Annotated in this window: 25 protein-coding genes; 17 read left to right on the forward strand and 8 right to left on the reverse strand. The window is 58.6% G+C overall.

Annotated elements, in window-relative coordinates:
- Positions 1 to 16: 16 nt before the first annotated feature.
- Positions 17 to 382 (forward strand): GntR family transcriptional regulator, encoded by a 366-nt coding sequence (locus tag H3U89_RS06050; RefSeq protein WP_045935617.1) that lies wholly within the window; start codon positions 17 to 19, stop codon positions 380 to 382.
- Positions 379 to 1,239 (forward strand): ATP-binding cassette domain-containing protein, encoded by an 861-nt coding sequence (locus tag H3U89_RS06055; RefSeq protein WP_198180251.1) that lies wholly within the window; start codon positions 379 to 381, stop codon positions 1,237 to 1,239. The genes H3U89_RS06050 and H3U89_RS06055 overlap by 4 nt, the downstream gene beginning before the upstream one ends.
- Before the next feature lie 91 nt (positions 1,240 to 1,330).
- Here H3U89_RS06055 and H3U89_RS08385 read toward each other — a convergent pair whose 3' ends face one another.
- Positions 1,331 to 1,633, reverse strand: coding sequence for a hypothetical protein (locus H3U89_RS08385; protein WP_232345560.1), 303 nt, complete (start codon positions 1,631 to 1,633; stop codon positions 1,331 to 1,333).
- Between the two features lie 190 nt (positions 1,634 to 1,823).
- On the opposite strand from H3U89_RS08385, the gene H3U89_RS08390 reads away from it, so the two are divergent.
- The 3 genes from H3U89_RS08390 (at position 1,824) to H3U89_RS06070 (ending at position 4,853) form a co-directional block, all read left to right on the forward strand.
- The gene (locus H3U89_RS08390) at positions 1,824 to 2,198 is read left to right on the forward strand and encodes a hypothetical protein (protein WP_232345562.1); all 375 of its coding nucleotides are present in this window, start codon (positions 1,824 to 1,826) and stop codon (positions 2,196 to 2,198) included.
- Positions 2,199 to 2,288: 90 nt separating this feature from the next.
- Positions 2,289 to 4,292, forward strand: a complete 2,004-nt coding sequence (locus H3U89_RS06065; RefSeq protein WP_198180247.1) for a RecQ family ATP-dependent DNA helicase — start codon at positions 2,289 to 2,291, stop codon at positions 4,290 to 4,292.
- Between the two features lie 78 nt (positions 4,293 to 4,370).
- Complete coding sequence (locus H3U89_RS06070) at positions 4,371 to 4,853, forward strand: S-ribosylhomocysteine lyase (protein WP_029678668.1); 483 nt, start codon at positions 4,371 to 4,373, stop codon at positions 4,851 to 4,853.
- Between the two features lie 78 nt (positions 4,854 to 4,931).
- Here H3U89_RS06070 and H3U89_RS06075 read toward each other — a convergent pair whose 3' ends face one another.
- The 5 genes from H3U89_RS06075 to H3U89_RS06095 all read right to left on the reverse strand — a co-directional run bounded on the left by H3U89_RS06075 (position 4,932) and on the right by H3U89_RS06095 (position 10,066).
- Positions 4,932 to 5,831, reverse strand: coding sequence for a dihydrodipicolinate synthase family protein (locus H3U89_RS06075; RefSeq protein ID WP_198180245.1), 900 nt, complete (start codon positions 5,829 to 5,831; stop codon positions 4,932 to 4,934).
- A gap of 2 nt (positions 5,832 to 5,833) precedes the next feature.
- Complete coding sequence (locus tag H3U89_RS06080) at positions 5,834 to 6,631, reverse strand: amidohydrolase family protein (RefSeq protein WP_198180243.1); 798 nt, start codon at positions 6,629 to 6,631, stop codon at positions 5,834 to 5,836.
- A gap of 1 nt (position 6,632) precedes the next feature.
- Complete coding sequence (locus tag H3U89_RS06085; RefSeq protein WP_198180241.1) at positions 6,633 to 7,901, reverse strand: MFS transporter; 1,269 nt, start codon at positions 7,899 to 7,901, stop codon at positions 6,633 to 6,635.
- An 8-nt stretch (positions 7,902 to 7,909) separates the two neighbouring features.
- Complete coding sequence (locus H3U89_RS06090) at positions 7,910 to 8,701, reverse strand: SDR family oxidoreductase (RefSeq protein ID WP_045924701.1); 792 nt, start codon at positions 8,699 to 8,701, stop codon at positions 7,910 to 7,912.
- A gap of 81 nt (positions 8,702 to 8,782) precedes the next feature.
- Positions 8,783 to 10,066 (reverse strand): enolase C-terminal domain-like protein, encoded by a 1,284-nt coding sequence (locus H3U89_RS06095; protein ID WP_045935610.1) that lies wholly within the window; start codon positions 10,064 to 10,066, stop codon positions 8,783 to 8,785.
- A gap of 150 nt (positions 10,067 to 10,216) precedes the next feature.
- Between H3U89_RS06095 and H3U89_RS06100 the strand changes: the two genes are divergently transcribed.
- The 6 genes from H3U89_RS06100 (at position 10,217) to dnaG (ending at position 17,434) form a co-directional block, all read left to right on the forward strand.
- A complete protein-coding gene (locus tag H3U89_RS06100; protein ID WP_198180239.1) occupies positions 10,217 to 11,272 on the forward strand; it encodes a LacI family DNA-binding transcriptional regulator in 1,056 nt (351 codons plus the stop codon).
- Positions 11,273 to 11,403: 131 nt separating this feature from the next.
- Positions 11,404 to 12,054, forward strand: a complete 651-nt coding sequence (locus H3U89_RS06105) for an N-acetyltransferase (protein WP_415873562.1) — start codon at positions 11,404 to 11,406, stop codon at positions 12,052 to 12,054.
- 42 nt (positions 12,055 to 12,096) lie between these two features.
- Positions 12,097 to 13,455: an alanine racemase gene (gene alr, locus H3U89_RS06110; protein ID WP_198180237.1), complete on the forward strand. Its 1,359-nt coding sequence runs from the start codon at positions 12,097 to 12,099 to the stop codon at positions 13,453 to 13,455.
- A 70-nt stretch (positions 13,456 to 13,525) separates the two neighbouring features.
- Positions 13,526 to 13,984, forward strand: a complete 459-nt coding sequence (locus H3U89_RS06115) for an Ohr family peroxiredoxin (RefSeq protein ID WP_045935606.1) — start codon at positions 13,526 to 13,528, stop codon at positions 13,982 to 13,984.
- Positions 13,985 to 14,002: 18 nt separating this feature from the next.
- On the forward strand, positions 14,003 to 15,286 hold the full coding sequence (locus H3U89_RS06120) for a deoxyguanosinetriphosphate triphosphohydrolase (protein ID WP_045935605.1): 1,284 nt from the start codon (positions 14,003 to 14,005) through the stop codon (positions 15,284 to 15,286).
- A 57-nt stretch (positions 15,287 to 15,343) separates the two neighbouring features.
- Positions 15,344 to 17,434 (forward strand): DNA primase, encoded by a 2,091-nt coding sequence (gene dnaG, locus H3U89_RS06125; protein ID WP_198180235.1) that lies wholly within the window; start codon positions 15,344 to 15,346, stop codon positions 17,432 to 17,434.
- A 93-nt stretch (positions 17,435 to 17,527) separates the two neighbouring features.
- Here dnaG and H3U89_RS06130 read toward each other — a convergent pair whose 3' ends face one another.
- Positions 17,528 to 17,779, reverse strand: coding sequence for a hypothetical protein (locus H3U89_RS06130; protein WP_198177428.1), 252 nt, complete (start codon positions 17,777 to 17,779; stop codon positions 17,528 to 17,530).
- Positions 17,780 to 18,091: 312 nt separating this feature from the next.
- On the opposite strand from H3U89_RS06130, the gene H3U89_RS06135 reads away from it, so the two are divergent.
- Positions 18,092 to 18,316 (forward strand): helix-turn-helix domain-containing protein, encoded by a 225-nt coding sequence (locus H3U89_RS06135; RefSeq protein ID WP_269748672.1) that lies wholly within the window; start codon positions 18,092 to 18,094, stop codon positions 18,314 to 18,316.
- A 66-nt stretch (positions 18,317 to 18,382) separates the two neighbouring features.
- Positions 18,383 to 19,138, forward strand: a complete 756-nt coding sequence (locus H3U89_RS06140; RefSeq protein ID WP_232342733.1) for an HAD family hydrolase — start codon at positions 18,383 to 18,385, stop codon at positions 19,136 to 19,138.
- A gap of 10 nt (positions 19,139 to 19,148) precedes the next feature.
- Here the strand turns inward: H3U89_RS06140 and H3U89_RS06145 are convergent, their stop codons facing one another.
- Entirely contained in the window at positions 19,149 to 19,481 is a 333-nt protein-coding gene (locus H3U89_RS06145; RefSeq protein WP_198180231.1) for a nucleotide pyrophosphohydrolase, read from the reverse strand.
- 67 nt (positions 19,482 to 19,548) lie between these two features.
- Here H3U89_RS06145 and H3U89_RS06150 point away from each other — a divergent pair, with 67 nt between their 5' ends.
- The 4 genes from H3U89_RS06150 (at position 19,549) to H3U89_RS06165 (ending at position 25,637) form a co-directional block, all read left to right on the forward strand.
- On the forward strand, positions 19,549 to 21,702 hold the full coding sequence (locus H3U89_RS06150; protein ID WP_198180229.1) for a DUF2075 domain-containing protein: 2,154 nt from the start codon (positions 19,549 to 19,551) through the stop codon (positions 21,700 to 21,702).
- 105 nt (positions 21,703 to 21,807) lie between these two features.
- A complete protein-coding gene (gene uriH, locus H3U89_RS06155) occupies positions 21,808 to 22,752 on the forward strand; it encodes a uridine-preferring nucleoside hydrolase UriH (RefSeq protein WP_198180227.1) in 945 nt (314 codons plus the stop codon).
- A 5-nt stretch (positions 22,753 to 22,757) separates the two neighbouring features.
- The gene (uriT, locus tag H3U89_RS06160) at positions 22,758 to 24,206 is read left to right on the forward strand and encodes a uridine transporter UriT (RefSeq protein WP_442859368.1); all 1,449 of its coding nucleotides are present in this window, start codon (positions 22,758 to 22,760) and stop codon (positions 24,204 to 24,206) included.
- Between the two features lie 249 nt (positions 24,207 to 24,455).
- The gene (locus H3U89_RS06165; protein ID WP_198180225.1) at positions 24,456 to 25,637 is read left to right on the forward strand and encodes an SLC13 family permease; all 1,182 of its coding nucleotides are present in this window, start codon (positions 24,456 to 24,458) and stop codon (positions 25,635 to 25,637) included.
- Positions 25,638 to 25,660 lie beyond the last annotated feature (23 nt).

A 25,660-nucleotide genomic window follows, 5' to 3' on the forward strand; every position in this document is an offset into this window, starting at 1 on the left:
ACAAGGCGGTCAAACGATGGCGATCGAAATACCGGATGGTCGGCCCGTTTTCATGAAGGTGGCGGACCGGCTGACCGAAGCCATAGCCGAGGGTCTGGTCGCCGATGGTGAGAGGATTCCCAGCACCACGGAAATCTCGACCGCCTACCAGATCAACCCGGCCACCGTCCTCAAGGGGATGAACCTGTTGGTCGACCGGGGCCTTCTGGAGAAACGGCGGGGGCTGGGCATGTTTGTCACTGCCGGTGCGGGCCGGAGTGTTCGTGAGCGTCGGAGGAACGAGCTCCTGAACGGAAGGTTCCAGGATCTGGTCAAAGAAGCCAAGTCTCTGGACGTATCTCGTGAGGACCTGGACGCCATCATAGAAAGGGTCTACCAATGAGTCTGACAGTTTCCAATGTGGACAAATCGTACGGAAAGCTTAAGGCCCTGGATGAGATCTCACTCTGCTTTGAGCCCGGCAATATATACGGACTCTTCGGGCGGAACGGGGCCGGCAAGTCCACCCTGTGCAATCTGATGGCGGGCAGGGCACTTCCTGACCAGGGGCTGATCCACCTGGATGGAAGCGATCTGGTCAGCGATTCAAGAATCGTTCGCCGAGTGGCTTTGGTCAACGAAACCTGGCCCTATCCATCCCGACGGCGCATTAGACAGGCATTTGCCATGGCCGAGGGGTTTTACGGCGGTTTCGACTGGCACTTGGCTGAGAGTATTCTTAAGAGCTTCGCATTGAGGCTGACTGACACTTTTGCCTCCCTTTCTACGGGGCAGCGTCAGGTGGTCAAGGACGTCATCGGACTCTGCCTGCCTGTGGAATACCTCATTCTGGATGAACCGACGACAGGAATGGATGCGGCAGCCAGGGAGAGGATCTACTTCTTCCTTCTGGAGTCCTATCAGCGCCGCGGACCGACCATGATCATCGCTACCCATATCATCAACGAGGTCAGCCAGCTCATCTCCCGCGCCACGATCATCGACCAGGGGCGGGTCCTGCGATCTTTCAGCGTGGATGATCTGTCAGGTCTGGGGACCACTGTCACTGGCCGTCCGCGTGACGTGGAGGGCTACCTTGCACAGGGCGACCCGAAGCTGCTGGGCAGGCAGCGCATCGGCGACCTGCTACGCGTCAGCTTCGAGGGTCCGGTGACCGACGAGCAGCCCAAGGGGCTTATTGTCGCCCCCATGGACTTGCAGACCTACTTCGTCCAGATTACGGAAGGTGTGGCACAATGAGTAACACGCAAGTTGCAGAGACGGTAGGGACGAAGACCAAGCCGGGGTCAGACAGCCCCGACCTAGGTGCCGGACCTGCTGAAGGCTGGGCTCAAATCAAGCGCTTCCTGTTGCCTGCGGTGCAGACCCGTATGGCCCTGCGCGTACAGGTGATGCCGAGGCTGATCGTCTTTTTGATTTGGGCCCTCGTCCTCGCTCTGGGGGTTATGGGGTTTATCCCCTTGAGTTCTGGATTCACCGGTCTGTTTACCGAGATGGTGCTTATGGCCACCGCCTTTGTCTGCTCACTGACGACTTTCCGGCCCTTGATCTCCAATGCTGTGACCCGCTCCACAATCGCATGGACCCAGATCATCTCCAATGTGGTCATGGCCCTGGCGACAAGCACTTTCATGATCGTGGTCGCGATTATCAGCAGCCTAGGCCAAATCGGATGGATGCCCTTTACGGAAAGTTACCAAAGGTTTCTTGTACAGGGCTGTTCGCCTTGGAGACTGACTCTTGATCCCTGGAGTGTGTCATGCTTTAACCGGTCGTATGCCCAGCAACCGTCCCGTTGGCTGGCTCTGGCGCTGCATGTCTTTATGGTGCAGGTAGCCTTCATTCTGCTTGGCCAGGTGCTGGGTGACCTGGCCGCCCGTCTTGACCGAAAAGGCAGATGCCTGCTGCTGGCAGGGCTGTTGATCTGTGTTGGTTTCTGGCATTCGATTTCCGGTTGGAATTTCTGGGGATGGCCGCAAACGGCGGTTCAGATGCTCAACCTGGCGCGCGGTCATTGGATGTACAAGACCTTGAGCCCCTTCATGAATACGGACCTCTGGGGATACTTCACCGTGTATGTGCTCTGGCCCCAGGTGGTCTTCACCCTGGTCTTCTCCGCCATATGCGTCCTATTCAGCTACTGGCTCACCAGCCGTCGGCAGCTATCGGCCATCCAAGGGTTCAGCATTCTGGGTTAGTGCCAGGATAGCCATGCATTCCGGCGACAATTGACCACATGGTCGTTCGCCCACTGCTTGACTCCTGCCGGGGCAATAGACTGGGGAATCATGGTGGACATCCAGGATGCAGGGCAGGCGCTGAAGCGGTATTTCGGATATGAGTCCTTTCGCCCGGGTCAGGAGGATCTGGTCAAGGCCATCCTGAATGGGCGGGACTGCCTGGGTGTTATGCCGACCGGGGCCGGCAAGTCCATCTGCTATCAGATTCCTGCCACCCTCCTGGACGGTCTGACCATCGTCATCTCTCCCTTGGTCTCCCTGATGAAGGACCAGGTGGACGGGCTAGAGGATGCCGGCATCCCGGCTTCCTTCGTCAATTCCACCCAGGATATGGATGAGCAGTCCCTGGCCCTGGCTCAGGCTGCCCAGGGACGCAGCAAGATCCTCTACGTGGCCCCCGAGCGGCTGGATGCCCCCAGGTTCAGAGATTTCGCCCAGCATACGAAAATCTCCCTGCTGGCGGTGGATGAAGCCCACTGCGTATCCCAGTGGGGTCAGGACTTCCGCCCTGCCTACTTGGGCATCGGCGACTTCATCGGATCCCTGCCTAACCGGCCCACGGTGGCGGCCTTCACCGCTACGGCGACCGAGAAGGTTCGGCGCGACATCGTATACATGCTGGGCTTGGACGACCCCTACGTGGCGGTGACGGGATTCGACAGACCCAACCTCTTCTTCGACGTGATCAAGTTGGAGAGCAAATACAAGAATCGCTGGGTGGTCCGGTACGCCCTGAAGCATGGCGATGACTCAGGTATCGTTTACTGCGCCACCCGCAAGGAGACCGAAGCCCTGGCGGATGATCTGACCAAGGCCGGTGTCAGCGCTGTCAGCTATCACGCTGGCATGGATACCCAGGACAGGGAGCAGGCGCAACGGGACTTCGTCAACGACAAGGTGCAGGTGGTCGTGGCCACCAACGCCTTCGGTATGGGCATCGACAAGTCCAATGTGCGCTATGTCATTCATCACAACATGCCTGAGAGTATCGAGGCCTACTACCAGGAGGCAGGCAGGGCGGGACGCGACGGCGAGCCGGCTCGTTGCTCCCTGCTATGGAACGAGAGCGACATCGTCACCCGCAGGCGCCTGCTGGACATGGACAACGGCAACGACAGACTGACTGGCGAGCAGGCTGAAGCCGTCAGGGCCGAACACCGGCGTTTGCTCAATGTCATGATCGGCTACTGTCGAACCACTGGCTGCCTTCACCAGTATATGCTGCGTTACTTCGGCGAGGAGGTGGACCAGGCTGCCGCGGGTCTTTCGCCTGCCGAGGCAGACAAGGGCAAATCAGTCCCGGTCGGGCATCCCGACACGGGCAGCGGCGGCTGTCAGAACTGTTCCAACTGTCTGAGCACCTTCACGACCATCGACGTCAGCGACGTGGCCCGTGCCATCAGCAGGTGTGTGCATGATGTGAACCAGGGGTTCGGCTCCGGCAAGATCGCCCAGATCCTTCGGGGTTCGCGCTCGCAGGACCTTCTTCGGCGCGGGCTGGATAGGTGCCCCAGCTATGGCGCTCTGGCCCAGGTTCCAGAGGCGCGGATTCGCGACGTGCTCAACCAGATGGCCTCGGACGGGTATCTGTACATCACCGAAGGACGGCTGCCCATGGTCCATTTCGGGCCCAAGGCCGCGCAGACGGTCAGTCCGGACTTTCATTATGAGATCAAACGGACGGAACGCCCGAGTGCTTCAGGCAAGGTCTTCGGTGGCGGGTCTTCTTCGACACTCGACGATGATGGTCTCGACCAGGCCGGTGCAAGCGATGCCAGCCCAGAGGATGAGGAACTTTTCCAGAAGCTGCGCGATCTGCGGACCAGCATAGCCCGCAAGATCGGCAAGCCTCCCTACATCGTCTTCTCCGACAAGGCACTGCGAGATATGTGTCGCCTTCGGCCCGTCGATGATGCGACCTTCCTGGCTGTCAACGGAGTGGGGCAGCACAAGCTGGAGCAGTATGGGCCCCAGTTCATGGGGGTCATCTCAGAGTTCTCGGCCAGAAAAGCAGTGAATGTGGTCATGGGTGCCGCCGGATCTGATAGGTAGGTCGGCCTACCATGAGATGTACATGACTTCATCAAGGTTGCCTTTCATACCGGGCGCCCGACAGGAAAGGAAATAACAATGGCTGACAAACCTATTGTGGAGAGCTTCCAGCTGGATCACACCAAGGTCAAGGCGCCCTACGTTCGTCTGATCGACGAGGAGAAGGGCCCCCAGGGAGACATCATCTCCAACTATGATCTGCGCTTGGTCCAGCCCAACCAGAACGCCATCCCAACTGCAGGCCTGCACACCATCGAGCACACCATCGCCGTGCTCCTGCGCGAGCGCATCCCCGGCTACATCGACTGCTCTCCCTTCGGTTGCCGGACGGGCTTCCACCTGCTCGCCTGGGGCCGTCATTCAACCGAGGATGTGGCCAAGGCACTGAAGGAGTCGCTGGAGTTCATCGCCGAAAAGGCCACCTGGGACGACGTACCCGGCACCGAGATCACCTCATGCGGCAACTACCGCGACCATTCGCTCTTCTCGGCCAAGCAGTGGAGCCGTGACATCGTCGCTGCCGGCATCAGCTCCGATCCTTACGAGCGCAAGCTGGTCTGAGCGCTGACAGACAAACAACCGGGCCTGAGGAAGGGCGGGTTCCCTTCCTTAAGCCCGGTTCAACGAAGAGACGAAAGCTCAACTACGCAGTATGGTTCCGATCTGTTTCATCTGGTCATCATCAATCTGCATGGCAGGTTCGCGGATGCGTGTGCTGATGGGCAGACCCTGCAGTCGCACGGCTCCCTTGATGGCCGATACGAACAAATCCGCAGTGTCGTAAATTGCCATCAAGTGGTTGATGCGTCGGGCCTTGTCTAGCGCAGTCCGGTAATCGCCCTCTTGATAGGCCCGATGCATGGCAACGAAGGTTTCCGGCTCCACGTTGGTCAGGCCCGATAAAACACCGTTGCCTCCGCAAATGCGGTTGACCATATAGTATTCGTCGAATCCAGAGAACACCGAGAACTCAGGGCTGACACGTCTGACTGCTGATACGACCCGACGTGTGTGGCTGATTGTGTCCACCGTGTCTTTGATGCCAACGATGTTTGTACATTCCTGAGCCAGTCTCGCGACCAACTCCGGTGAGCAGTCGTTACCTGTACGAGCAGGGAAGTTGTAGAGGATCACCGGTACAGCCGAGGCCTGGGCGATGCTGGTGAAATATCGGTAAGCGGTCGGTTCCGAAGGACCGAAATAATAGGGACTGATAGCCACCACGGCATCGGCGCCAATTTGTCCAGCAAACTTGGTCAGATCCATAACCCGGTCCATGTCAGTGTCGCCTACTCCGACGAATACTTTCATGCGCCCCCGTATATGGTCGACGGCGAATTGCAGGGCTGAGCGCTTCTCTTGGAGATCATAGGCATAGAACTCGCCGATGCTTCCGAACAGGAGCACCCCATTAATGCCAGCCTGGATCAGATGGTCCAGATGTCGTCCCCACAGGTCGGTGTCGATGACTCCTTGATCGTCGCTGACGGTTATCGATGGGCAGAATATTCCCTCGAATTTGGCTGATGATGTGCTCATGTTCACCCTTTCACAGTAAGCATATCGGCATCGATCCCATAGGCCCTCATGGCATTGTGCTTGAAGAAGTCCTCATCAGGGCCAAAGATGTCCAGCATCAGTTGCCAGTGTTCCCTGAGTGAGGAGTGCACGGTGACGACCGGCCAGTTGGAGGCATAGAGGATCCTATCCGGGGGAAATGTGTCTCTGACGAAGGCGACGATATCGCGATCGACCGGCAAGTCGCCTGACACCTTGATATAGCAATGCGGCAGGGCCGCCATGGCCTGCATGGCCTTTCTGCAGGCCGGCGACAAGTCGGGCATGTTGCCCAGATGGTCCATGATGACAGTCAGGGAAGGAACCTGAGAGAAAGCCTGAGCCATGTCCGGCAGTTCTACCCCCCGGTTGCATAGCTCAAAGGGCAGGCCCTTATCAGCCATGGCGTGGAGCCCAGCGATGAAGGAGGGTTCCATGCAACGGCCGCGAGGGGCAGAGTCAGTATGCAGTGGCTCTCTGATGCCCGTAGCGTTGATGGGCACTCTCATATAGGGCCCTACCTGGGCTCGGAGCATTCGGGCAAGGATTTTGGGGTCATTGTTCTCATAGACCAAGCGGTCCTCTAACAGGGGGTCATCCGAGTCTACTTCCACATAGACTCCGCCCAGAAATTCCGCTCCCAGCTGCTCGTACTCGTTTTCGAGCTCATGAAGGGGAAAGCTTCGGTTCAGTGAGGGCATTCCGTCCAGCCAAGGCAGATGCTGCCGCTCAAGATTCCACATATGGAAGTGAGCATCGATGACCTGTAGTTGTCGTGTCATGTCAGGCTCCCTGCTTAAGACCTATGCGGCACCCACGGAAGGCATACCAGGCGATGTAGAGGAATCCGGGCACGGTCACCAGCATGGCGATTTCGATGCCCATGGCATCCTGAATGGCACCCAGCAGCAGCGGGATCAGGGCTGCTCCGACGATACTCATGACCAGCGCCGAAGAGCCGGTCTTGGCATCGTTGCCCCTGATGCCCTTGAGCGTCAGCGAGAAGATGGTGGGGTATCCGATTGATATGAACAGATAGGCAACCAGGAAGCAAATGACCGAGAATCGTCCCAGACCTAGGAATACCAGAACCATCAGCACGGCTGTGATGCACATGTAGATGCCCAGTATCTTGCCGGCATCGAATTTGGTCATTAACGGAGTGGTCAGGAACCGCCCAAGGGTGAACAGTAGCGACAGCAAGGCCAACAGTGTGGCAGCCATACCGGCGGTGATGCCGGCGCCCCAGTGTTTGAGGGCATAAGCGGAGAACATGGCCATGCCTGCCACCTGCAAGCCGATAAAAATGAACTCGGCAATCACGCCCAGTACGAAGTAAGGGCGTTTCAACAGACTTGAGGTGCCGGAACCGGTGCCAGTTTCCCCCTCCTGCTCGTCATCGCCGGGCGGTGTTGGCAGTTTGAAGACGATGAAGACAGCTAACACCAGCAGCAGGACGATGCCGATGACGATATAGATCATTCTGGTATCTGACAGGAACTTGACCTTGGCTTGCTCAAAGCCCGGCTCTTTTGGGGTCAGGGTTTTGGACAGGACTCTGCCCAAAATCAGAGGCCCTACCACGTTGCCGACGCCGTTGAAGCTCTGTGCCAGATTGAGTCTGAAGGATTCGCCTTTTTCGTCGCCCAGCTTGGTGACATAAGGGTTGCAGTTGGTCTCCAGCGAGGAGGCTCCCAGCGCTACCACGAACATGGCGAATAAGAAGAGTCCGTAGCTGGCCATATTTGTGGCTGGCACCACGATGAATGCTCCAACCGCGAACAGTATCAGTCCGGAAATGACCCCGCCCTTGTAGCCGAAGCGCTTGGAGATGATTCCTGCGGGGATGGCCATGACGAAGTAGGCTCCGTAGTAGGCCACCTGCAGTAGCGATGCCTGGGTGCTGTTCAGCTCCATGTAGTTGCTGAATGGGCTGTTGAGGGCGTTGACCAGATTCATGGTCAATCCCCAGATGAAGAAGAGTCCGATGACCAGGGTTATGGCGACAGTGGCCTTGGACCCGCCCTTGTTTCGTGTATTTGTATTTTCCATGGCAGAGCTCAATTCAGTGCCCGGTCCAGGTGGACGTATCCGCCATCGACGAACACCCATTGGCCGGTGGTGTGTGATGCGCGATCAGAGAGCAGGAAAGTGGCGGTGTTCCCGATCTCCTCGGGTGTGGTCATGCGATGTTCCAGAGGAATCTTGTCTGTGATGACTGAGAGACGGGCCTGCTGGGCCTTTTCATCGCCAAAGGTCTTGATCCAGTCGGCATAGAGCGGGGTCCAGCATTCCGAGACCACGATGGCGTTCACTCGTACGTCATCGTGCACCAAGGCCGCAGCCCATTCTCTGGTCAGGCCCAGAACTCCGCCCTTGGCTGCCGCGTAGGCGCTGGTCTTGCCCTGACCGGTCACGGCGGTTTTGGAGGTGATGTTGATGACGGATCCGTGGCTTTCCTTGAGGTAGGCACAAGAGGCATGCATGAGCTCGTAGTAGTGGGTGAGATTGCCGTGTACGGAACGCTCGAACTCCCGCCAGTCAGTGGTTTCCAAAGCTTTGTTGTCGTTGACTCCAGCGTTGTTGACTATGCCATCGATATGGCCGAATTCCTTGTGTACCTGCTCCACAATGGGGGCTATGCCGTCGGTGTCATTCAGATCCAAAATGAAGGTCCGGTAGGTATCGGTATAGGCCTCGATGTCTTTGCAGAACTGGTCCCTGGCTGACTCGTCACGGTCTATGACTGCGGTTATGGCGCCCTCCTGGGCCAGTTGTAGGGTTATGCCCCTGCCGATGCCCTTGAAGCCACCGGTGATGATGAATACCTTGTTCTTGAGATGCAAATCCATGAGAACTCCTTTGTCTATATGGATGGATGATTTGTTAGAGGTCCAGTGATTGGACCGGATTTTGATTGAGGTGGCCCTAGGTCACTTCTGATGGAGGTAGCGCTGTGCAGTCTCCACGGTCATTTCAGCCCCATTGCCGGGAGCGGTCGGTGCCTGATACATGCCTTGGCTGATACGCACGGGGTTCACGAAATATTCGTGCTGGTTGTCTACGTATTCGATCATTCGGCCCTGTGTGGTGCAGGAGACGGCTGCGTAGTCGAACATGGCGAAGTGGCAGACCATCTCGCACAATCCGACCCCGCCGGCGTGGGGGCAGACTATCTTGTGGAACTTGCGAGCCAGCAGGTATTCCAGAACTATCTCCTGGGGGCCTGCCACTCTGGTGGCGTCGATCTGCATGATGCCGAAGGCGTTAGCCTGCAGGAATTGCTTGAACATGATGCGGTTCTGCATCTGTTCGCCGGTTGCCACGGGGATGGGATTGATGGCCCTGGCAATGGTTGCGTGGCCGATGATGTCGTCGGGGCTGGTGGGCTCTTCGACCCATGCCAGGTCGAAGTCATGGAAATGGTTGATCCAATCAATGGCTTGCGGGACATCCCAGACCTGATTAGCGTCGACGGCCAGGCGGACGTCGGGACCGATGGCATCCCTGGCCAGTCCCAGGCGGCGTATGTCATCATCGAGGTTCTGGCCTACCTTGAGCTTGATCTGCTTAAAGCCCTTTTCCTGCGTCTCCCGTTTAGCGATCTCCACCATTTTTTCGTCGCTATAGCCAAGCCAACCTGGTGCTGTCGAATAACCGGGGTACCCGTGCTGACGAATGTCCTCGATGCGCTCCTGCTTGCCGGATTGCCCATCCTTGAGGATGTCTATGGCCTCCTCGGGGCGCAGGGCGTCAGACAGATATCGAAAGTCCAATGTGCTGACAAGATCCTCAGGATCCATTTCAGCCAGCAGCAACCACAAGGGTTTTCTCGCCCTTTTGGCTTTCATGTCCCAAAGGGCGCTCAGCAGTGCGCCAATGGCCATGTGCTCGACTCCCTTTTCGGGCCCCAGCCAGCGCAGCTGTGAGTCATGGACCAATAGGTCCCAGGCCAGACCCATGCTGTCCAGCAGACGTTCAACCTCTAGGCCACGCAGAGTCTCTCCTATGGAATCTATGGCTCTGCAAACAACATCGTTGCCTCGTCCGATGGTGAAGACCAGACCACAACCTTTGATGCCGTCGTCAGCCGAGGTGTGTATTTCCACATAGGCAGCCGAATAGTCTGGGTCTTTGTTCATGGCATCCGACCCTGAGAGGGTCAGAGAAGTGGGAAAACGAAAGTCATACGTTTTCACCGCAGTGATAGTACTCATCGTGGCTCCTTTGCCAATCTTGTGAACGTATACCCCAGTATAGGCGTAGAAATAGAAATTTGAAACTTAGAAATGTAAAAATTCTAAATCCGACGTGGATGCTTTCGCTGCTTCCTTGGTTACGATTGGTTGGTAATGGAAAGGACGCACATGGCCAGACAGGAACCAGGCAATCCGCACGTTGGCGCCATAGCCGAGCAGCTCGGCATCTCTGCTTCGACCGTCTCCAAGGTGATCAACGGTCGACCGGGCGTGGCAGCAAAAACCCGTCGAAGGGTCGAAAAAGCTTTGGCAGACGAGGGCTATGCGCATCCGCTTGTCAGCACGAAAATTGCTCAGACTATTGAGCTGGTTGTGGATTATATTGCCAACAATGGCACTATTGAGATGATACGTTATGCCTCAAAGTGGGCTTTGGATGCCGGTTTGGCTCTGACGGTGACACAGACCGATCACCAGCGGCGTGCCGAGGAATGCCTGAGGGGGATAATTGATCGCAACCCGCTGGGTGTGATCACCCAGATGTCCTCCATAGACCAGGAGGGCAAGAATGTGCTCAAGGCAAGGGGCATTCCCCTAGTGGCGGTCGATCCGGTGGACTTGGTAAGCGATGAGGACATGAGCATAACGCTAGACAATTGGACCGGAGGATACCAAGCGGCCAAATGCCTTCTTGATGCCGGGCACCGGTGCATTGGCGTTATCGCTGGACCGGCGAATGTGCAATCCGCGCAGGCCAGACTGGCTGGATACCGAGCAGCATTGGCGGCCATTGGTGCCAGTCTGCCGTCAAATATGGTTCAGCAGGGAGACTATTTGCCTGACAGAGGGTACCAAGCCGCCTGTGATCTGCTGGACCGCGCGCATCGTCCAACAGCGATTCTGGCCTGCAACGACTTGACAGCCGTCAATATCTACAGAGCGGCGCGCGAACGTGGGCTGGAGCCCGGGCAGGACCTGTCTGTGGTCGGATTCGACAACGTATATCCATCCTCTTATCTGATGCCCGCTCTTACCACGGTGGACCAGCCATTTGATTTGATGGCCAGGATGGCGGTGGGAATGATTCTTGATGCACGCCAGGGCAAGGAGTTCCAGCGGCATGTGGTCATGCCAACCCGTCTGGTCAGCCGACACAGCGTGGTCAACCTGACCCGTGCTCGTCGTTTGCGCTCGGAAGATCGGGTTCAGGAGAGTGCACAATAGCCCAAACTATTCCCCGATTCGCTCAATGCGTACTCACTTCGTGACTGCCTGCTGATGGATACACTCGTACTTCGGCAATCGCGGGGGCGGGTCTCGTCCCTGCCGCACCGGTCGAGAAAGAGGTAGCCACAGTGAGCAGGTACGCGATGGAGACCGCACGTTGGATCCGTCATGCCACCATGGACGACTTTGAGGCGATCATGCCTGTCTACGCCTACGCCAGAAAGCGGATGGCCGAGACCGGCAACCCCCGTCAGTGGGGGGACAAGTACCCTCTGCCTGAGCGCATCCGCGAGGACATTGCCGGGGGCCACACCATGCTCTTGGTTGACGATGCAGCTGGTATGGATCAAATCCCTGAGGATCCCGTCTACCCTGAACCTGAGTTGGACGAGCATAAGGGTAGCCACGAGCGCATCATCGGTGTTTTCGCCCTCTTCCATGACCCGGAACCAGATTATAAGGTCATTGATGGCAGCTGGCTGGACGATCGGCCCTATACCACCATCCATCGGGTGGCCGCCTCGGGGCTGGGGCGTCACGCGGCCGGGGACCTGCTTGACTGGAGCATGCGCCGATACGAGAACATCCGTGCCGATACGGGACTGAAGAACTACGCCATGCAGCACATCCTGGAGACTCATGGGTTCACCCGCTGCGGCAACATCATCATGCCTGAGAACAAGGAGATCGAGAACGTGCGGGTGGCTTACCAGCGGCACGATCGGCCCCTTGACCTGGCTGAGCGCGAAAGGGCCGCCAAGCGACTGATCGCCGTCTGAGGGCGGGTGCCGACCGTCGCAGCGGCGTCGCACAATGGAGCCATGACATTGAGTGCAGCACCGGCATGGCGGTTTTCCGGGCCCGAGGGCCAGCAGCATTACGAGCAAGCTCTTCGGGCCTATCCTGGACAGATCATCGTGGACTTGCGGACCTTGAAGGCCAATATGGCCACCCTGGTGAATATGGTTCATTCTACGAACCCCGCTGCTGCAGTCATGGGTGTGGTTAAGGCCGATGCCTACGGACACGGGCTCATCCCCGCCGCTCTGGCGGCCTTGTCCGGCGGGGCCACCTGGCTTGGCACGGCCCAGTCCAGTGAGGCCCTTCGTCTGCGCCGAGCAGGCATCGGCCCCGACCGTTGCCGGATTCTGTCCTGGATGTTCAATGGGGACCGCGCGCCCTTCGACCAGCTGATTCAGTCTGACATTGACCTGGGTGTTGGTTCCCTGAAGACCATGGACATGGCGGCGCAGGCGGCAGACCAGGTCGGCAGGCCTGCCCGAGTCCATATCAAGGTGGACACCGGCTTTGGACGCAACGGCTTCACTCCTGAAACCTTCGAGGATGCCCTGCGTGAGCTCTCCCGCCTGGCCGCCCAGGGTCTGTTGGAACCTGTGGGGCTCTTCAGCCACCTGGCAGTGGCCGACATGCCTGACGTTGACGAGTTCGTGTCGTCCACTGACGAGCAAATCGCCCTCTTCGAGGAGTTCTCCGATAGGATGACCGCCGCAGGCATGAAGCCTGAAATCCGGCATCTGGCCAATACCGCAGCCACGCTCACCCGTCCTGGGATACGTTATGACCTGACCCGTCCTGGCGTCGGCCTGTACGGTTACGAGCCCGATCCCTCCATGGGGGTTTCGGCCGATTATGGTCTGCGTCCGGCAATGACCCTCCAGGCCCAGTTGGGCACCGTCAAGGATATGCCCGCCGGTCATGGCATCTCTTACGGGCGTACCTATCTGACTGAGAATCCCACAAGCACGGCCATCATGCCGCTGGGCTACGCTGATGGTATCCATCGGTCAGCCTCGGGCTTCGACCGCGAGGGTGCCATGGGCCGCGAGCACCTGGGCGGTCCCGTCCGTCTGATGACTCGCCAAGGGCCCAGGCTGGTTCGTGTCGCTGGAAGGGTCTGTATGGACCAGTGCGTACTGGATCTCAAGGGTATGGCTTCGGATTTGGGAGTGAGCGAGGGCGATACCGTGGTTCTCTTCGGGCCGGGCAAGGGGGAGGATCAGGCTGAGCCAACCGCCGATGACTGGGCCCGGGCCGCCGATACCATAAGTTATGAGATCTTCACCTGCCTGCGTAGCAGGATTCCACGGCTCTACATGGGTGTGCATGAGGTGGTCGACCCCTCCGACCTGCACCTGATCGCCCCTGAATCAATTCTTTGAGACCACTATCACAGGTAGAACCTGGGGTCGGGGCCTTGTCAAGAGGCAATATAAGTGGTGAGATGAGGTTATGACTACATATACAGGAAATGAACCAAGCAATATCTCATACACAGCCGTAGCTGACATCACCGGTGGTCGCGAGGGCCATGCGGACAGCCATGAGCCCGACCTCTCCCTGGACCTGGACACACCCAAGGCCATGGGGGGCAAGGGCCAGGGTACCAACCCCGAGCAGCTTTTCGCAATCGGCTGGGGCGCCTGCTTCCAGGGAGCCATGGGACTGGCCGGCAAGGAGTTGCGCGTGCCGGCCACCAAGCTGGCCCAGAGCAGGGTGCGCACCCATATCTCCCTCGGTGACCAGGGCGAGTCCTTCGGCATCAAGGCTCTGATCGAGGTCTGCCTGCCTGGTGTCGATCGTGATCTGGCCACCCGTCTGGTGGAGCGCACCCAGGAGCTCTGCCCCTATTCCAAGGCCACGGCGGGCAATGTGCCCACTGAAGTGGTGGTCGTGGACAATCTGGACTGAACAGAGCGGACACGCCTGATGGGCACTGACGAGGAGGGCGGTTCCCGCCTGCTGGCCGAGGGCTATTCCGCCCGGGATCAGGAAAGGTGGGCTCCAGAGCCTCCAAAGACCAGCGGCAGGACTCCTTTCGAACGTGATCGGGCGCGCCTGGTCCATTCTTCGGCGCTGCGTCGGTTGGGGGCCAAGACGCAGATCCTGGTCGCCGGCACTGACGACTTTGCCCGCACACGGCTGACCCACACTCTTGAAGTGGCCCAGATTGGACGGCAGATCGGGACCATGCTGGGCTGCGACCCCGATGTGGTGGACTGTGCCTGCCTGGCCCATGACCTGGGTCATCCGCCCTTCGGCCACAACGGCGAACGTGCCCTGTCCTCGCTGGCCTCGGATATAGGGGGATTCGAGGGCAACGCGCAGACCCTTCGACTACTGACCAGGCTGGAGCCCAAGGTCTTCCACCCGGACGGACGTTCAGCAGGGGTCAACCTGACCAGGGCTGCCCTGGACGCTGCGGTCAAGTATCCCTGGACCCTGGCCGAGGCCTCGGCTCATCCCAAGGGGGAGAGGACCGCCAAGTTCTGCGTCTATCCGGACGACCAGGAGGTCTTCCATTGGCTTAAGCAGGGGGCGCCGCAGGCCAGCACACCTATGGAGTGCCAGGTCATGGACCTGGCTGACGACATCGCCTACAGCGTCCATGACGTGGAGGACGCCATTGTGGTCGGTTCCTTCGTGCCTGAACGGCTGGCTGAGCCCCGGATCATCGATGGCGTGGTCCGGGCCGCCCGATCCTGGTATGGGGACCGATGGGATGCCGACCAGTTGGTCCGAGCCTTGGAGGCCGTCCGTGGCATGCTGCCGACGGGCTTCGACGGTTCACGCCGGGCCCTGGCTACGTTGAAAAACACCACCAGTTACCTGATCGGACGCTTTGCCGACTCCGTGGAGGCGGCCACCCGAAGCCGCCACGGCCAAGGCCCGCTGACCAGGTATTCGGCGGGGCTGGTCATTCCTGCCCGGACCTCCTACGAGATTGTGGCCTTGAAGGGGATTGCCGTCTACTTCGTCATGGCTCCCCGTGAGAAGGAGCCCTTCCACGCAGAGCAGCTGAAAATCGTGACCGACCTGGTTGAGGTTATGATGGCCGACTCGCCAGCCCCCTCGGATGCTCTGGAGGATGTCTTCCTGGAGGATTGGCGCCAGGCGGGTTCGGATGGTGAACGCCTGAGGGTGGCCATCGACCAGGTGGCCTCCCTGACCGACGGTTCGGCGCTGGCCCTGCATTCCCTGGTCTGCCCCTAGGCCTGCGGTATTTATGCCGGGCGCAACACATCGCCCTGAACCGGTAGGCTGGGTGTCATGTCCGGAATGATCAAGAAGGAAGACATCGAGAAGGTCAGAGCCAAGGCCGATCTGTATGAGATCGTATCTGAAAGCGTGACTCTGAAGCCCTCCGGTTCCGGCACTTACATGGGCCTGTGCCCTTTCCATGACGAAAAGTCGCCCTCCTTCTCGGTGCGTCCTTCCATGGGGGTCTGGCACTGCTTCGGTTGCGGTCTGGGCGGCGATGTCTTCACCTATGTTGAGCAGGAGGAGAACGTCGAGTTCGGCGATGCCGTCGAGATCCTGGCTGACAAGTACCAGATCGAGCTGCATTACGAAAACTCCCGTCAGGACAAGCGTCGCGGGTCCAAACGTTCCCGGTTGCTGGAGGCCAACGAGGAGGCCCAGCGGTTTTTCGTCTCGCAGATCATGAGCAAGGAGGCGCTGGCCGCGCGAAAGCTCTTGGCGGGCAGGACCTTCTCCCAGGCTGACAGCGCCCATTTCGGCTGCGGATACGCCCCACGCGGATGGGACAACCTGGTTCGCCACCTGTCCACCAAGGGTTTCACCCAGCAGGAGATGCTGGATGCCGGGCTGGCCAGGCAGGGGCAGCGGGGAGTCTACGACTACTTTCGGGGCAGGGTTACCTGGCCCATCAGGGATTCCACGGGCCGGACCCTGGGCTTCGGCGCTCGCAAGCTCTACGAGGACGACGGAATCAACGCCAAGTACATCAACACGCCTGACACCCAGCTCTACCGCAAGAACCAGGTGCTCTACGGCATCGATCTGGCCAAGGACGCCATCGTCAAAAAGCGGCAGGTTGTCATCGTTGAGGGTTACACCGACGTCATGGCCTGTCACCTTGCCGGCGTCGACACGGCTGTAGCCACCTGCGGTACCGCATTCGGCGAGGACCATGCCAAGATCGTCCGCCGGCTCATCTCCGACGACGCCCTTGGCGCCATCCAGCTGGTGGGGCCGGTCCAAGGCTCCCGGGTGGTCTTCACCTTCGACGGGGATGCAGCCGGACAGAAGGCCGCCCTGCACGCCTTCGGCCTTGACGGGAGCTTTCTGACGCAGACCTTCGTGGCGGTGGCCCGGGAGAATCTGGATCCCTGTGATCTGCGCATCCAATATGGCGATGAGGCCGTGCGATCCCTGGTGGAGCATGCCCGACCGCTGTACGACTTCGTCATCGACACCGCCGTGGCCATGTTCGATACCCAGTACACCACCGGACAGATGGGTGCGGTCAAGGCCGTTGCACCCATTTTGGCCCAGATCAGGGATCGCTCCCTGGTGGGGGCCTATACCCGCAAGACCGCCAGAAAAATCGGCGTGGATCTGGATCTGCTGCGCCAGGAGGTCAACAGGGCCCGTCGCAAGCTGCATGTGAAGGACCAGGATGCTTATGCGGTCCGCACTCCTCACCGCGGTGCGGGCGAATCGGAGGGTCGCGCGGGCCATGGCAGTGACGATGCCATGCGACGCCGCAGGGTACAGCGTGAGGATGCCCTCCGACAGGGCTATCATCACATCGATGATTCTGTCTTCATCTGCGAGCAGCAGTTCATGGGCGTGCTTATACAGATTCCCAGAGCGGTCGGGTCGGATGCCTTCGGCCAGCTGAGTCCGGACAGTTTCGAGGTTCCGATCTTCCGCTCGCTCTATCGGGCTGTGCAGGCCGCCGGAGGGCTGCCCGACAGGAAGACGCCCCAGGGACTGTGGATGCATAATTTGACCAAGGCAGGCGGCCCCATGCTGGAGTCGGCCATCAACGAGCTGGCCGTTATGCCCTTGCCGCTGAATTTGGATAAGCAGGAGGATAGGCAGAGGGGCACAGGACCGGGCTCCGAGAAAAGTGACAACGGGGACAATCAGGGTGCGGGCTCCGAGGACGCGGATGTTCAGCTGAAGCAGCCTAGCCCGGAGGAGCGTCAGTATGCCTCCGAGCTGCTTGCAAGACTGCTGGACGCCACATACATGCGGCTGATTGCCTCGGCCAAGCACCGGATGAATCAGTTGCCCGACGGTCAGGAGAAGTTCGACCTTCTTGGCCAGCTCACCCAGTACGAGACCCAGCGCAACGAATTGCGCAACCAGGTCTTCGGCAACGCCGAGTGAACTGGTTGTCGAATAAGTTGATCCTCCCTGTTCTTGTCGAAGTTTTGCTTGTAGCCAGGGACGGGGAGGACTTGGGCTAGGTGAGGTTCCCCCTCAGGCGGGGAAGGAGATCTGGGAGTTGATGCAGGTCATCACGGTGACGATGATTGCGGTAATGATGCCACCCAAATAGGGATTTCTGGTGTGACGGTAGATTGCCCGGGTCACCATAGGCATGACGGCCAGCGGGACCAAGGGTGTCAGCATCCAGTCCGGTATCTGTGTGTTGTTACCGAACAGGCCGTTGACTCCAGTGACGAAGAAATACCCGTATCCAACTACAGCTATAAGCAGGGCCGGCAGCATGTTGAAGAATGCCAGCAGACCTATGTTGGCTGTTGAGTTCCTCCCGAATGAGGTGGAGTAATTCAGACTATTGATGAAGACCGATGTGGTTCCGTAGGCTACAAGGAAGAAGGGCAGTAGCTTGAACTACGTCAGACCCAATTTTGGTGTAAGACAGAGCACGGTATTCGTCTCTCGTTTAAATAACCAGTAATGCCTTACTGATATAGTATTACCGGTAAGGCATGACAATTTGTCTCTGGTTTCTATCTTGGCTCTGTGGCACATTCTCAAGTACCGAGTGGATGGGCGGAATACGCCGTAATAATGGGCATGAACATACAACGCAGAAGGATGGCTCTGCACTACAGCCAAGAGTTCGTCGCCTACACTGCCAACCTTTCCCGGTTCGCATACCAACAGTTGGAGCATGGCCAGTCGCGACCCGGGAGTCCGGCCAATCCCAGTTTGATCAACATCATGGCAGTTGCCCAAGTGCTTAATGTGAGTCTGGATGAGCTGTTGCCTGATCCGTGGCCTGATCTTCATGCCAAGTAATTTGGGTGGCACCATTGTCAAGACAAGCCCTGCCGATAGGGTGAATGCATGAACATGGAGCATCAAATGGAGGAAAGTCGTGCCGGGTCGACTGACAAAGCCCGGTCTGCTGTGAGTCGCCGACCGCTCGCGGTCTTTTGGGACATGGACGGAACCCTGATCGATTCAGAGCCCTACTGGCATCAGGCGGAGGTCGATCTGGTGCGCGAGCATGGGGGAGACTGGAATGCCGACATGGGTTGGCAGGTTTCCGGCAGACCCCTGACCAAAGTGGCAAGGGTGATGCGCGATCGTGGTCTTGACCTTCCTGAGGATCAGATTCCGGATTTGTTGATCGATGGAGTAATCGCCATGGAGGAGCGTCACATGCCATGGATTGAAGGGGTTCGTGCCATCCTGACAGACCTGGTTGAGGCTGGCATCCCCTCGATTCTGGTCACTACTTCGCCACGCCGCATGGCTCAGGCTGTGGTCGCCAAGGCGCCCAAGGGGGCTTTTGCAGACTATGTTTGCGGGGATGATGGGCTGGCCCAGAAGCCCGATCCTGCCCCCTATCTGCATGCGGCCGGTCTGGTGGGCATCAACAGCCCTGATTTGATGGCATCCTGCCTGGCTTTCGAAGATACCTTGACCGGTATCACCTCGGCTGTGGCATCAGGAGCTACCACTGTAGCCTATACCGGCACCAACCCGGTCGACACCTCATCAGGCCCTCAGTTCGCTTCCATAGATAGCTATGTTGGTGTCACCTTGGATGATCTGTCCGCACTGATCGCCAAGCGACTCGGGCAATCGGGGTTGCCGGCTGCGCAGACTTGCTGAATCGATCCGCCTACTGCAGCGGTCGGTATTTTCGGCTGGAGCCACGCGAGGTTGCCACCGGATATCTGTCGGCCGTCCTTTGCAGTTTGTCCAAGATGATTCGATCCATGTCCAGATTCAGCCGGTCCGCCAGCTGGATGCAATAGGTGAGCACGTCAGCCAGTTCGTCGGTAACGTGGCCTTCATCTCCGTCCCTGGGATCATCCCCCCACTGATAGTATTCCAAGAGCTCGGCGGCTTCGATGCAGATTGATTTGGCCAGGTTGGCGGGCGTGTGGAATTGATCCCAGTCGCGCTCGTGCACAAAATCCATCACCGCTGTTTCCGTTTCCTTGCTGATCATGATTTCGAGCCTATCAGTCGGCCCTCCTGCCATCAGATTGGTGTGGGTTCGTGGCATAGTGAAAACCATGGATTCATCAAGCGCGCCGCAGCCTGTGGTGATGACGCTGCCTTATGGCGATTTCAGAGATGAGGATTTTTCCAAGGCCATCGCTGAGTACAAGCAGGCGAAAGCTGTTGGCAGTAAGGGCAGTAAGTTGGAGGGGAGGTTGCTTGAGGAGCTGTTCCTACGCTATCCCACTGTATATATTGTCTCTGCCGACGAAAGGGACAGCAGCAAAAAGCATGGTGGTGGGCCCCCTTATGTGGTTTACGTCGGGGAAACCAACGACATCCGTTCTCGAACCAGGCAGCACATCGAGCTGGATCCGCGTACACGAACGGATTGGGAACGCCTGGTTCGATTCATGCGCAATCATCAGGACAGGGTCTGCCAGTACATCATCGGTGATCGCCACTTCAATAAGTCCCTGACCCTGGATATGGAAAATCGGTTGATGGGGTATATGCAGAGCGTAGACGCGGTCAAGCTGGTTATGAACCGTAGAACCAACGCTCAGGATATGTATTACACCAGCGATGAGTTCGACAGCATCTTTTCCAAGGCCTGGCAGACCCTGCACGAGATGGAGCCCGATCTGTTCCCGGAAGAGAAGGCCATCCTGGACTCTGCCCTGTTCAAGGCCTCGCCCTTCCGCAAACTCACCGACGAACAACGGCGGGCTGAAGAGGCTGTTCTGCATGTGCTGGAGTCGGTCATTATTCAAAACCGTGACGAGGGTTTCCACTCGATGACGGAATCGATAGGCCCGGTTCGAATCAATGACAAGGCACGTACCCAGGTCATTGTCGTCCAAGGCATGTCAGGGACGGGCAAGACTGTTTTGCTCAGCCATCTCTTCTATCAGATATGTGCCAGATATGGCATCTACGGGAATTTGAATGGTAAGGACGATAACCGTTCGGCAAACGCCAGGCAGCGTTCCTACATCATTGTCAACCAGGCCGAGCAGGCTAATGTATACAATCAAATGGCTTTGAAGCTGGGACTGCAAAAGCAACGCGGCCAGTGCGTGGTTGGCGCTGTCCAGTTCATCAACCGGTTCAGCAAGCACACCAATCGAAATGGTCGGTCCACAGGCAGGGCGACGGACCCCATGAACAGCGTCGACGCTCAGGCGGATGTGGTGCTGATTGACGAGGCGCACCTGCTGCTGACGCAAGGGTCGCAGAGCTACTCCGGAGGCAACCAGCTCTATGACATTCTGCGGCGGGCAAAAGTAGCCATTGTGGTCTTCGACCCGGAACAGGTCTTGCGCGGATCCCAGTTCGTGGATGCCCAGGAAAGTCGGCTTCTGGGATTGACGGGTTCCGAACATGACAAGACCTTCTCGCAACCCATGCTCATCCGCGAAGAATCAAGGGACGGTCAGCATGCACGCGAGGATACCTTCCAAGTCAGTCATGTTCGCTTGGATCAACAGATGCGCATTCAGGCTGATCCCGCAACATGCGCCTGGCTGGATCGGATGACAGCCAAGGATGGCGTCATCGGTCCACTGCGTCCGGATCACTGGGCGCATACTTACGAGATCAAGGTCTTTGATTCGCCTAAGGATTTGAGGAAGTTCATTCGTCAAAAGGACCAGGAGCAAAGGGGCGAGGGCTCCTTGGGCCTCTGCCGACTTCTGGCCACCTATGACTGGCCTTACAGCAGCAGGAATCACCCGGATCCACAGAATCCCTCCAGACACTGGCAGGTTGTACTGCGCCAAGAGGATTCAGGCCGGTGGGTGTGGGCCGAAGAGGGTCGGGACGGCGATGGTGTATTCGCCATGCCCTGGAATTACGAACTGTATGAGGCGCAGGGAAACTCTGCTGCGAATCACCGGATTGCCTGGGCCGAGTTGCCCTTCACTATTGATGAGGTGGGCTCCATCTTCACCATCCAAGGTTTTGACCTCAACTATGCGGGCGTCATCATCGGGCCCTCGGTCACTTACAGGAATGGAAAGGTCGAATTCGAACCGAAGCTCAGTTGCAACACATTGGCGACCAATCAGCGGTCGGAGCCGGAGATGAATCCTGTGGATAATCTTCGGCACGAGTTCAATGTGCTGCTCAAACGAGGGGTACACGGATTGGGGCTATTCGCGGTCGATCCCGAGCTTCGGAACCGACTGGCCTGGGCAGTGGGTGGGTTCGCCCAGGTCCGGGACTGACCAGCCTAACGCGCCTACATCGATTGAATGCCGATCAGCGGTATCATGTCCTGGGCCATAATCCATGGCCCAGGACATATTCATGAGAAAGGTGTAGGCGAGTATATGACGACGCGCAAGATCATCCTGGACTGTGATCCAGGTCATGACGATGCGGTGGCTATCCTTCTGGCGGTGGGCGATCCGCGGATCGACCTGATCGGAGTGACTACGGTTGGCGGCAACCAAAGTCTGGACAAGGTTACCTACAACGCGAGAGCTGTGTTGGAAAAGGCTCGCGCGCGCCAGGTGCCGGTCCATGCCGGATGTGATAGGCCGTTGGTGCGTCCTCAGGAGGTGGCCGCCTCCATCCATGGCCAGACCGGCCTGGACGGTGTCGAGCTGCCTGAGCCTACCCGGCCCCTGGATCCCGGCCATGCAGTCGATTGGATCATCGAAACCATCATGCGCGAGGAGCCCGGCACAGTGACCCTGGTCCCCACCGGGCCCCTGACCAACATCGCCATGGCTGTCCGCAAGGAGCCCCGCATTGTCGACCGCGTCCGCGAGGTCGTGCTCATGGGTGGCGGCTACCATGTTGGCAACTGGAGTGCTGTCGCCGAATTCAATATAAAGGTGGATCCCGAGGCCGCGCATATCGTCTTCAACGAGCCCTGGCCAGTCACCATGGTTGGGCTGGATCTGACCCATCAGGCCCTGTGCACCCCGGAGGTCCAGCAGCGCATCGAGGGCATCGGCACCGATCTGGCCCATTTCGTCAGCGGACTGATGGACTTCTTCCGCAAGTCCTACCAGGACAACCAGGACTTCGTGGATCCGCCGGTGCATGATCCCTGCACTGTGGCCTACCTGATCGACCCCTCTGTTGTGAGCACCCGTCGTTGTCCGGTCGATGTGGAGCTGCGCGGGGACCTGACCTGCGGGATGACCGTGGCCGATCTGCGCGGCCCGGAGCCCTCTGCCGAGGACTGCCACACCCAGGTGGCCGTCAAGCTGGACTTCCAGGGATTCTGGGACCTGGTGGTCAAGGCCATCACCGCGATTGGATGAGATCGATGAAGGCTTCGAACACAACCGCTTCCAAGACCGACAAGCCCGCTGCCACGACCGGTGGCGGCTCAGGCTCTTCCATCGTCGCCTTGATGACGGCCCTGATGGCTGCCGTCTTCGCCTTCCAGCTCAACGCCTCCATGCTGTCGCCGGCCCTGACGACCATGGGGACCGAGCTCAATGCCAGCAGCTCCAGCATCGGTCTGACCCAGACGGTGTTCTTCACCTCCTGTGCGGTCTTCTCCCTCTTCCTGCCTCGGCTGGGCGATCTGGCCGGCCGCAAGAAGGTGCTGTTGGGCATGCTGAGCCTCACTGCGCTGGGATGTGTGGTCTCCGCTCTGGCTCCCAATGTGACGATGCTCATGATTGGTCGCGTCATTCAGGGGGTGGCCGGTCCGGTCGTACCCATGACCCTGATCATGCTGCACGCCGAGGTGACCGATGAGGCCCGATACGCCAAGCTTATGGCCATTTTGACGGCGGTCAACGGCGGCATCGGCGGCGTGGATGCCATCCTGGGCGGTTGGCTGGCCGGCACCTTTGGCTTCCGCTCGGTCTTCTGGTTCATGGTGGCCATCGCCGTGATCGCCGTACTCCTGGTGGCCCTCTTCGCCCGTGAGAGCTATGCAGACGATCGTCCCCGCATGGACTGGGCCGGTGTGGTCTTCCTCTGCATCGCCTTCCTGGCGGCCTACTTGGCCATCAATGAGGTCGAGAAGTTGGCACAGGCGCGCTGGATCCTGGTGATCATCGAGATCCTGGTGGCTGCGGTCTTCTTCATGATTTTCTGGAAAGTCGAGAGCACCACGTCGGCACCCATGGTCACCACCACCTACCTCAAGCAGCGGCGCACCTGGGGGCTTCTGCTGACGACTCTCACCACCATGGTCGGTGTCTTCGCCATCATGAACGGGATTGTTCCGGCCCTGGCCCAGGACGGCGAGGTCGGCGTCGGTTTGAAGGCCAGCATCGTCTCCTTTGCCACACTGACCCCCTATGCCCTGGTCGGTCTGGTCTTCGGCCCGGTTGCCGGGACGCTGGCATCGCGCTTCGGCTACCTCAAGGTTCTGAGAGTCGGTCAGCTGGTGAGCGTGTTGGGACTGGTCTTCGGCATCTACGTATGCCTGGTGCCCAGCATCTGGAGTCTGGTGGCCCTCTCCCTGATCCTGGGCGTCTCCTATGCGGGGACGGCCAACATCATGCTCAACGGGCTGGGTGTGGTCCTGTCTCCTGCGGACAACACTGGTTATCTGCCGGGACTCAACGCCGGAGCCTTCAACCTGGGCTCAGGTCTGAGCTATGCGGTCCTCTACGCATTCATGAGCGGCCTGGCGGCGTCCGGGGGAGCCCGCACCGGCTATGTTGCCGCCATGATCGGCGGCGGAGTACTGGTGCTGATTGCCCTGGCCCTGTCCTACCTGATTCCCGATCCGGAACGAATGGATGACAAGTAATATTGCGATCTAATAGGGGTTCTGCGAACGCGCTGATTCGCAGGACCCCTTTCCATGCTTCAGCCGGCCGGTATCCGACTCTATGAACATTCGACAAGGGCCGAAAGTCGGGGCAAGATAGGCTAACAGCCAGTAAGTGCCGAGTGTCCCGACCATAGGCTCAGAAGCGGAAAATAGCGCCTGGCAAGGTCCTGTAAGCCGGGGGCGGGCGCGTAAACTAAGTGAGGAATTCGTTCGCCGGAGGTGACCATGCAACATCGGGTGATCGGACTGTTGAAAAACGAGACCGTCCTGGTCGTCGCGGCAGTCATCGCTCTCGTATCCTGCATCCTCATTCCTCCAGACCGGCAGTATCTGGGCTACATCCACGTCAATACCCTCACCCAGCTGGGATCCCTAATGATGGTGGTCTGCGGATTTCAGCGCATCGGGGTCTTCCATGCCATTGGCGCCGGCCTGTTGAGTCGAGTCCGCTCGGTGCGGGGCCTGGCCTTGGTCCTGGTTTCTCTGCCTTTCTTCTCCAGTATGTTCATCACGAATGATGTGGCCCTGGTTACTTTCGTGCCTTTTGCCATCGCTGTTCTCATCATGGCTGGTCTGGAAAACCATGCCCTGCTGATCGTCACCCTGATGACCCTGGGTGCCAATGTAGGCAGCATGCTGACCCCCATCGGCAACGCTCACAACTTATATCTCAAGGCCCGCTCCGAGATGCCTACTGGTGAATTCCTGCTCCTCATGGCCCCTTACGCTCTGGCTGCAGCCCTGATGCTCTTCCTGTGCTGCTGGTTCGCCTTCAGGAATCAGCATCTGAACAAGTTCGAGGGGATGGATCCGCAGCAGATTCGCCGCAGCATACTAGCACCCAGGGAGGAGGGGATACAGCCTCAGGTGAAGGAGATGCAGCGGTCCAGCGGATGGCGCATCACCCTCTATCTATTCCTTTTCCTTGTTTGCCTGCTGGGTGTGGCCAAGCTGATTCCCCAGTGGGCCATGGTCCTGGTGGTAGCGGTGACCTTTCTGATCTGCGACAGGCGGGTCTATCTTCATGTGGATTGGGGACTGCTGCTGACCTTCGTGGCTTTCTTCATTTTCATCGGCAATGCCAGAAGGATTCCCCAGTTTTATAATCTGGTCAGTGGTCTGGTCAATATCCGCCCTCTGATTACCTCGGTCCTGTGCAGCCAGGTCATCAGCAATGTGCCCACAGCCCTCCTGGTCTCAGGTTTTTCGACAGCCTGGCGCTCGATCATTCTGGGCACCAACCTGGGCGGGCTCGGAACCCTGGTCGCTTCAATGGCCTCGCTGATCTCCTACAAGGCTGTAGTCAAGCAGTATCCTGACAGGAAGGGCGATTATCTGAAGATCTATACATCACTTAATATGCTTTTCCTGGTTGTTTTGGTTGGCATGGCTCTGCTGCTGGAGTAGACTGCCCTCCATCAACCAAATGG

It is taken from the genome of Bifidobacterium sp. W8104 (genome assembly GCF_016100735.1).
GTDB classification, from domain to species: Bacteria; Actinomycetota; Actinomycetes; order Actinomycetales; family Bifidobacteriaceae; genus Bombiscardovia; species Bombiscardovia choladohabitans.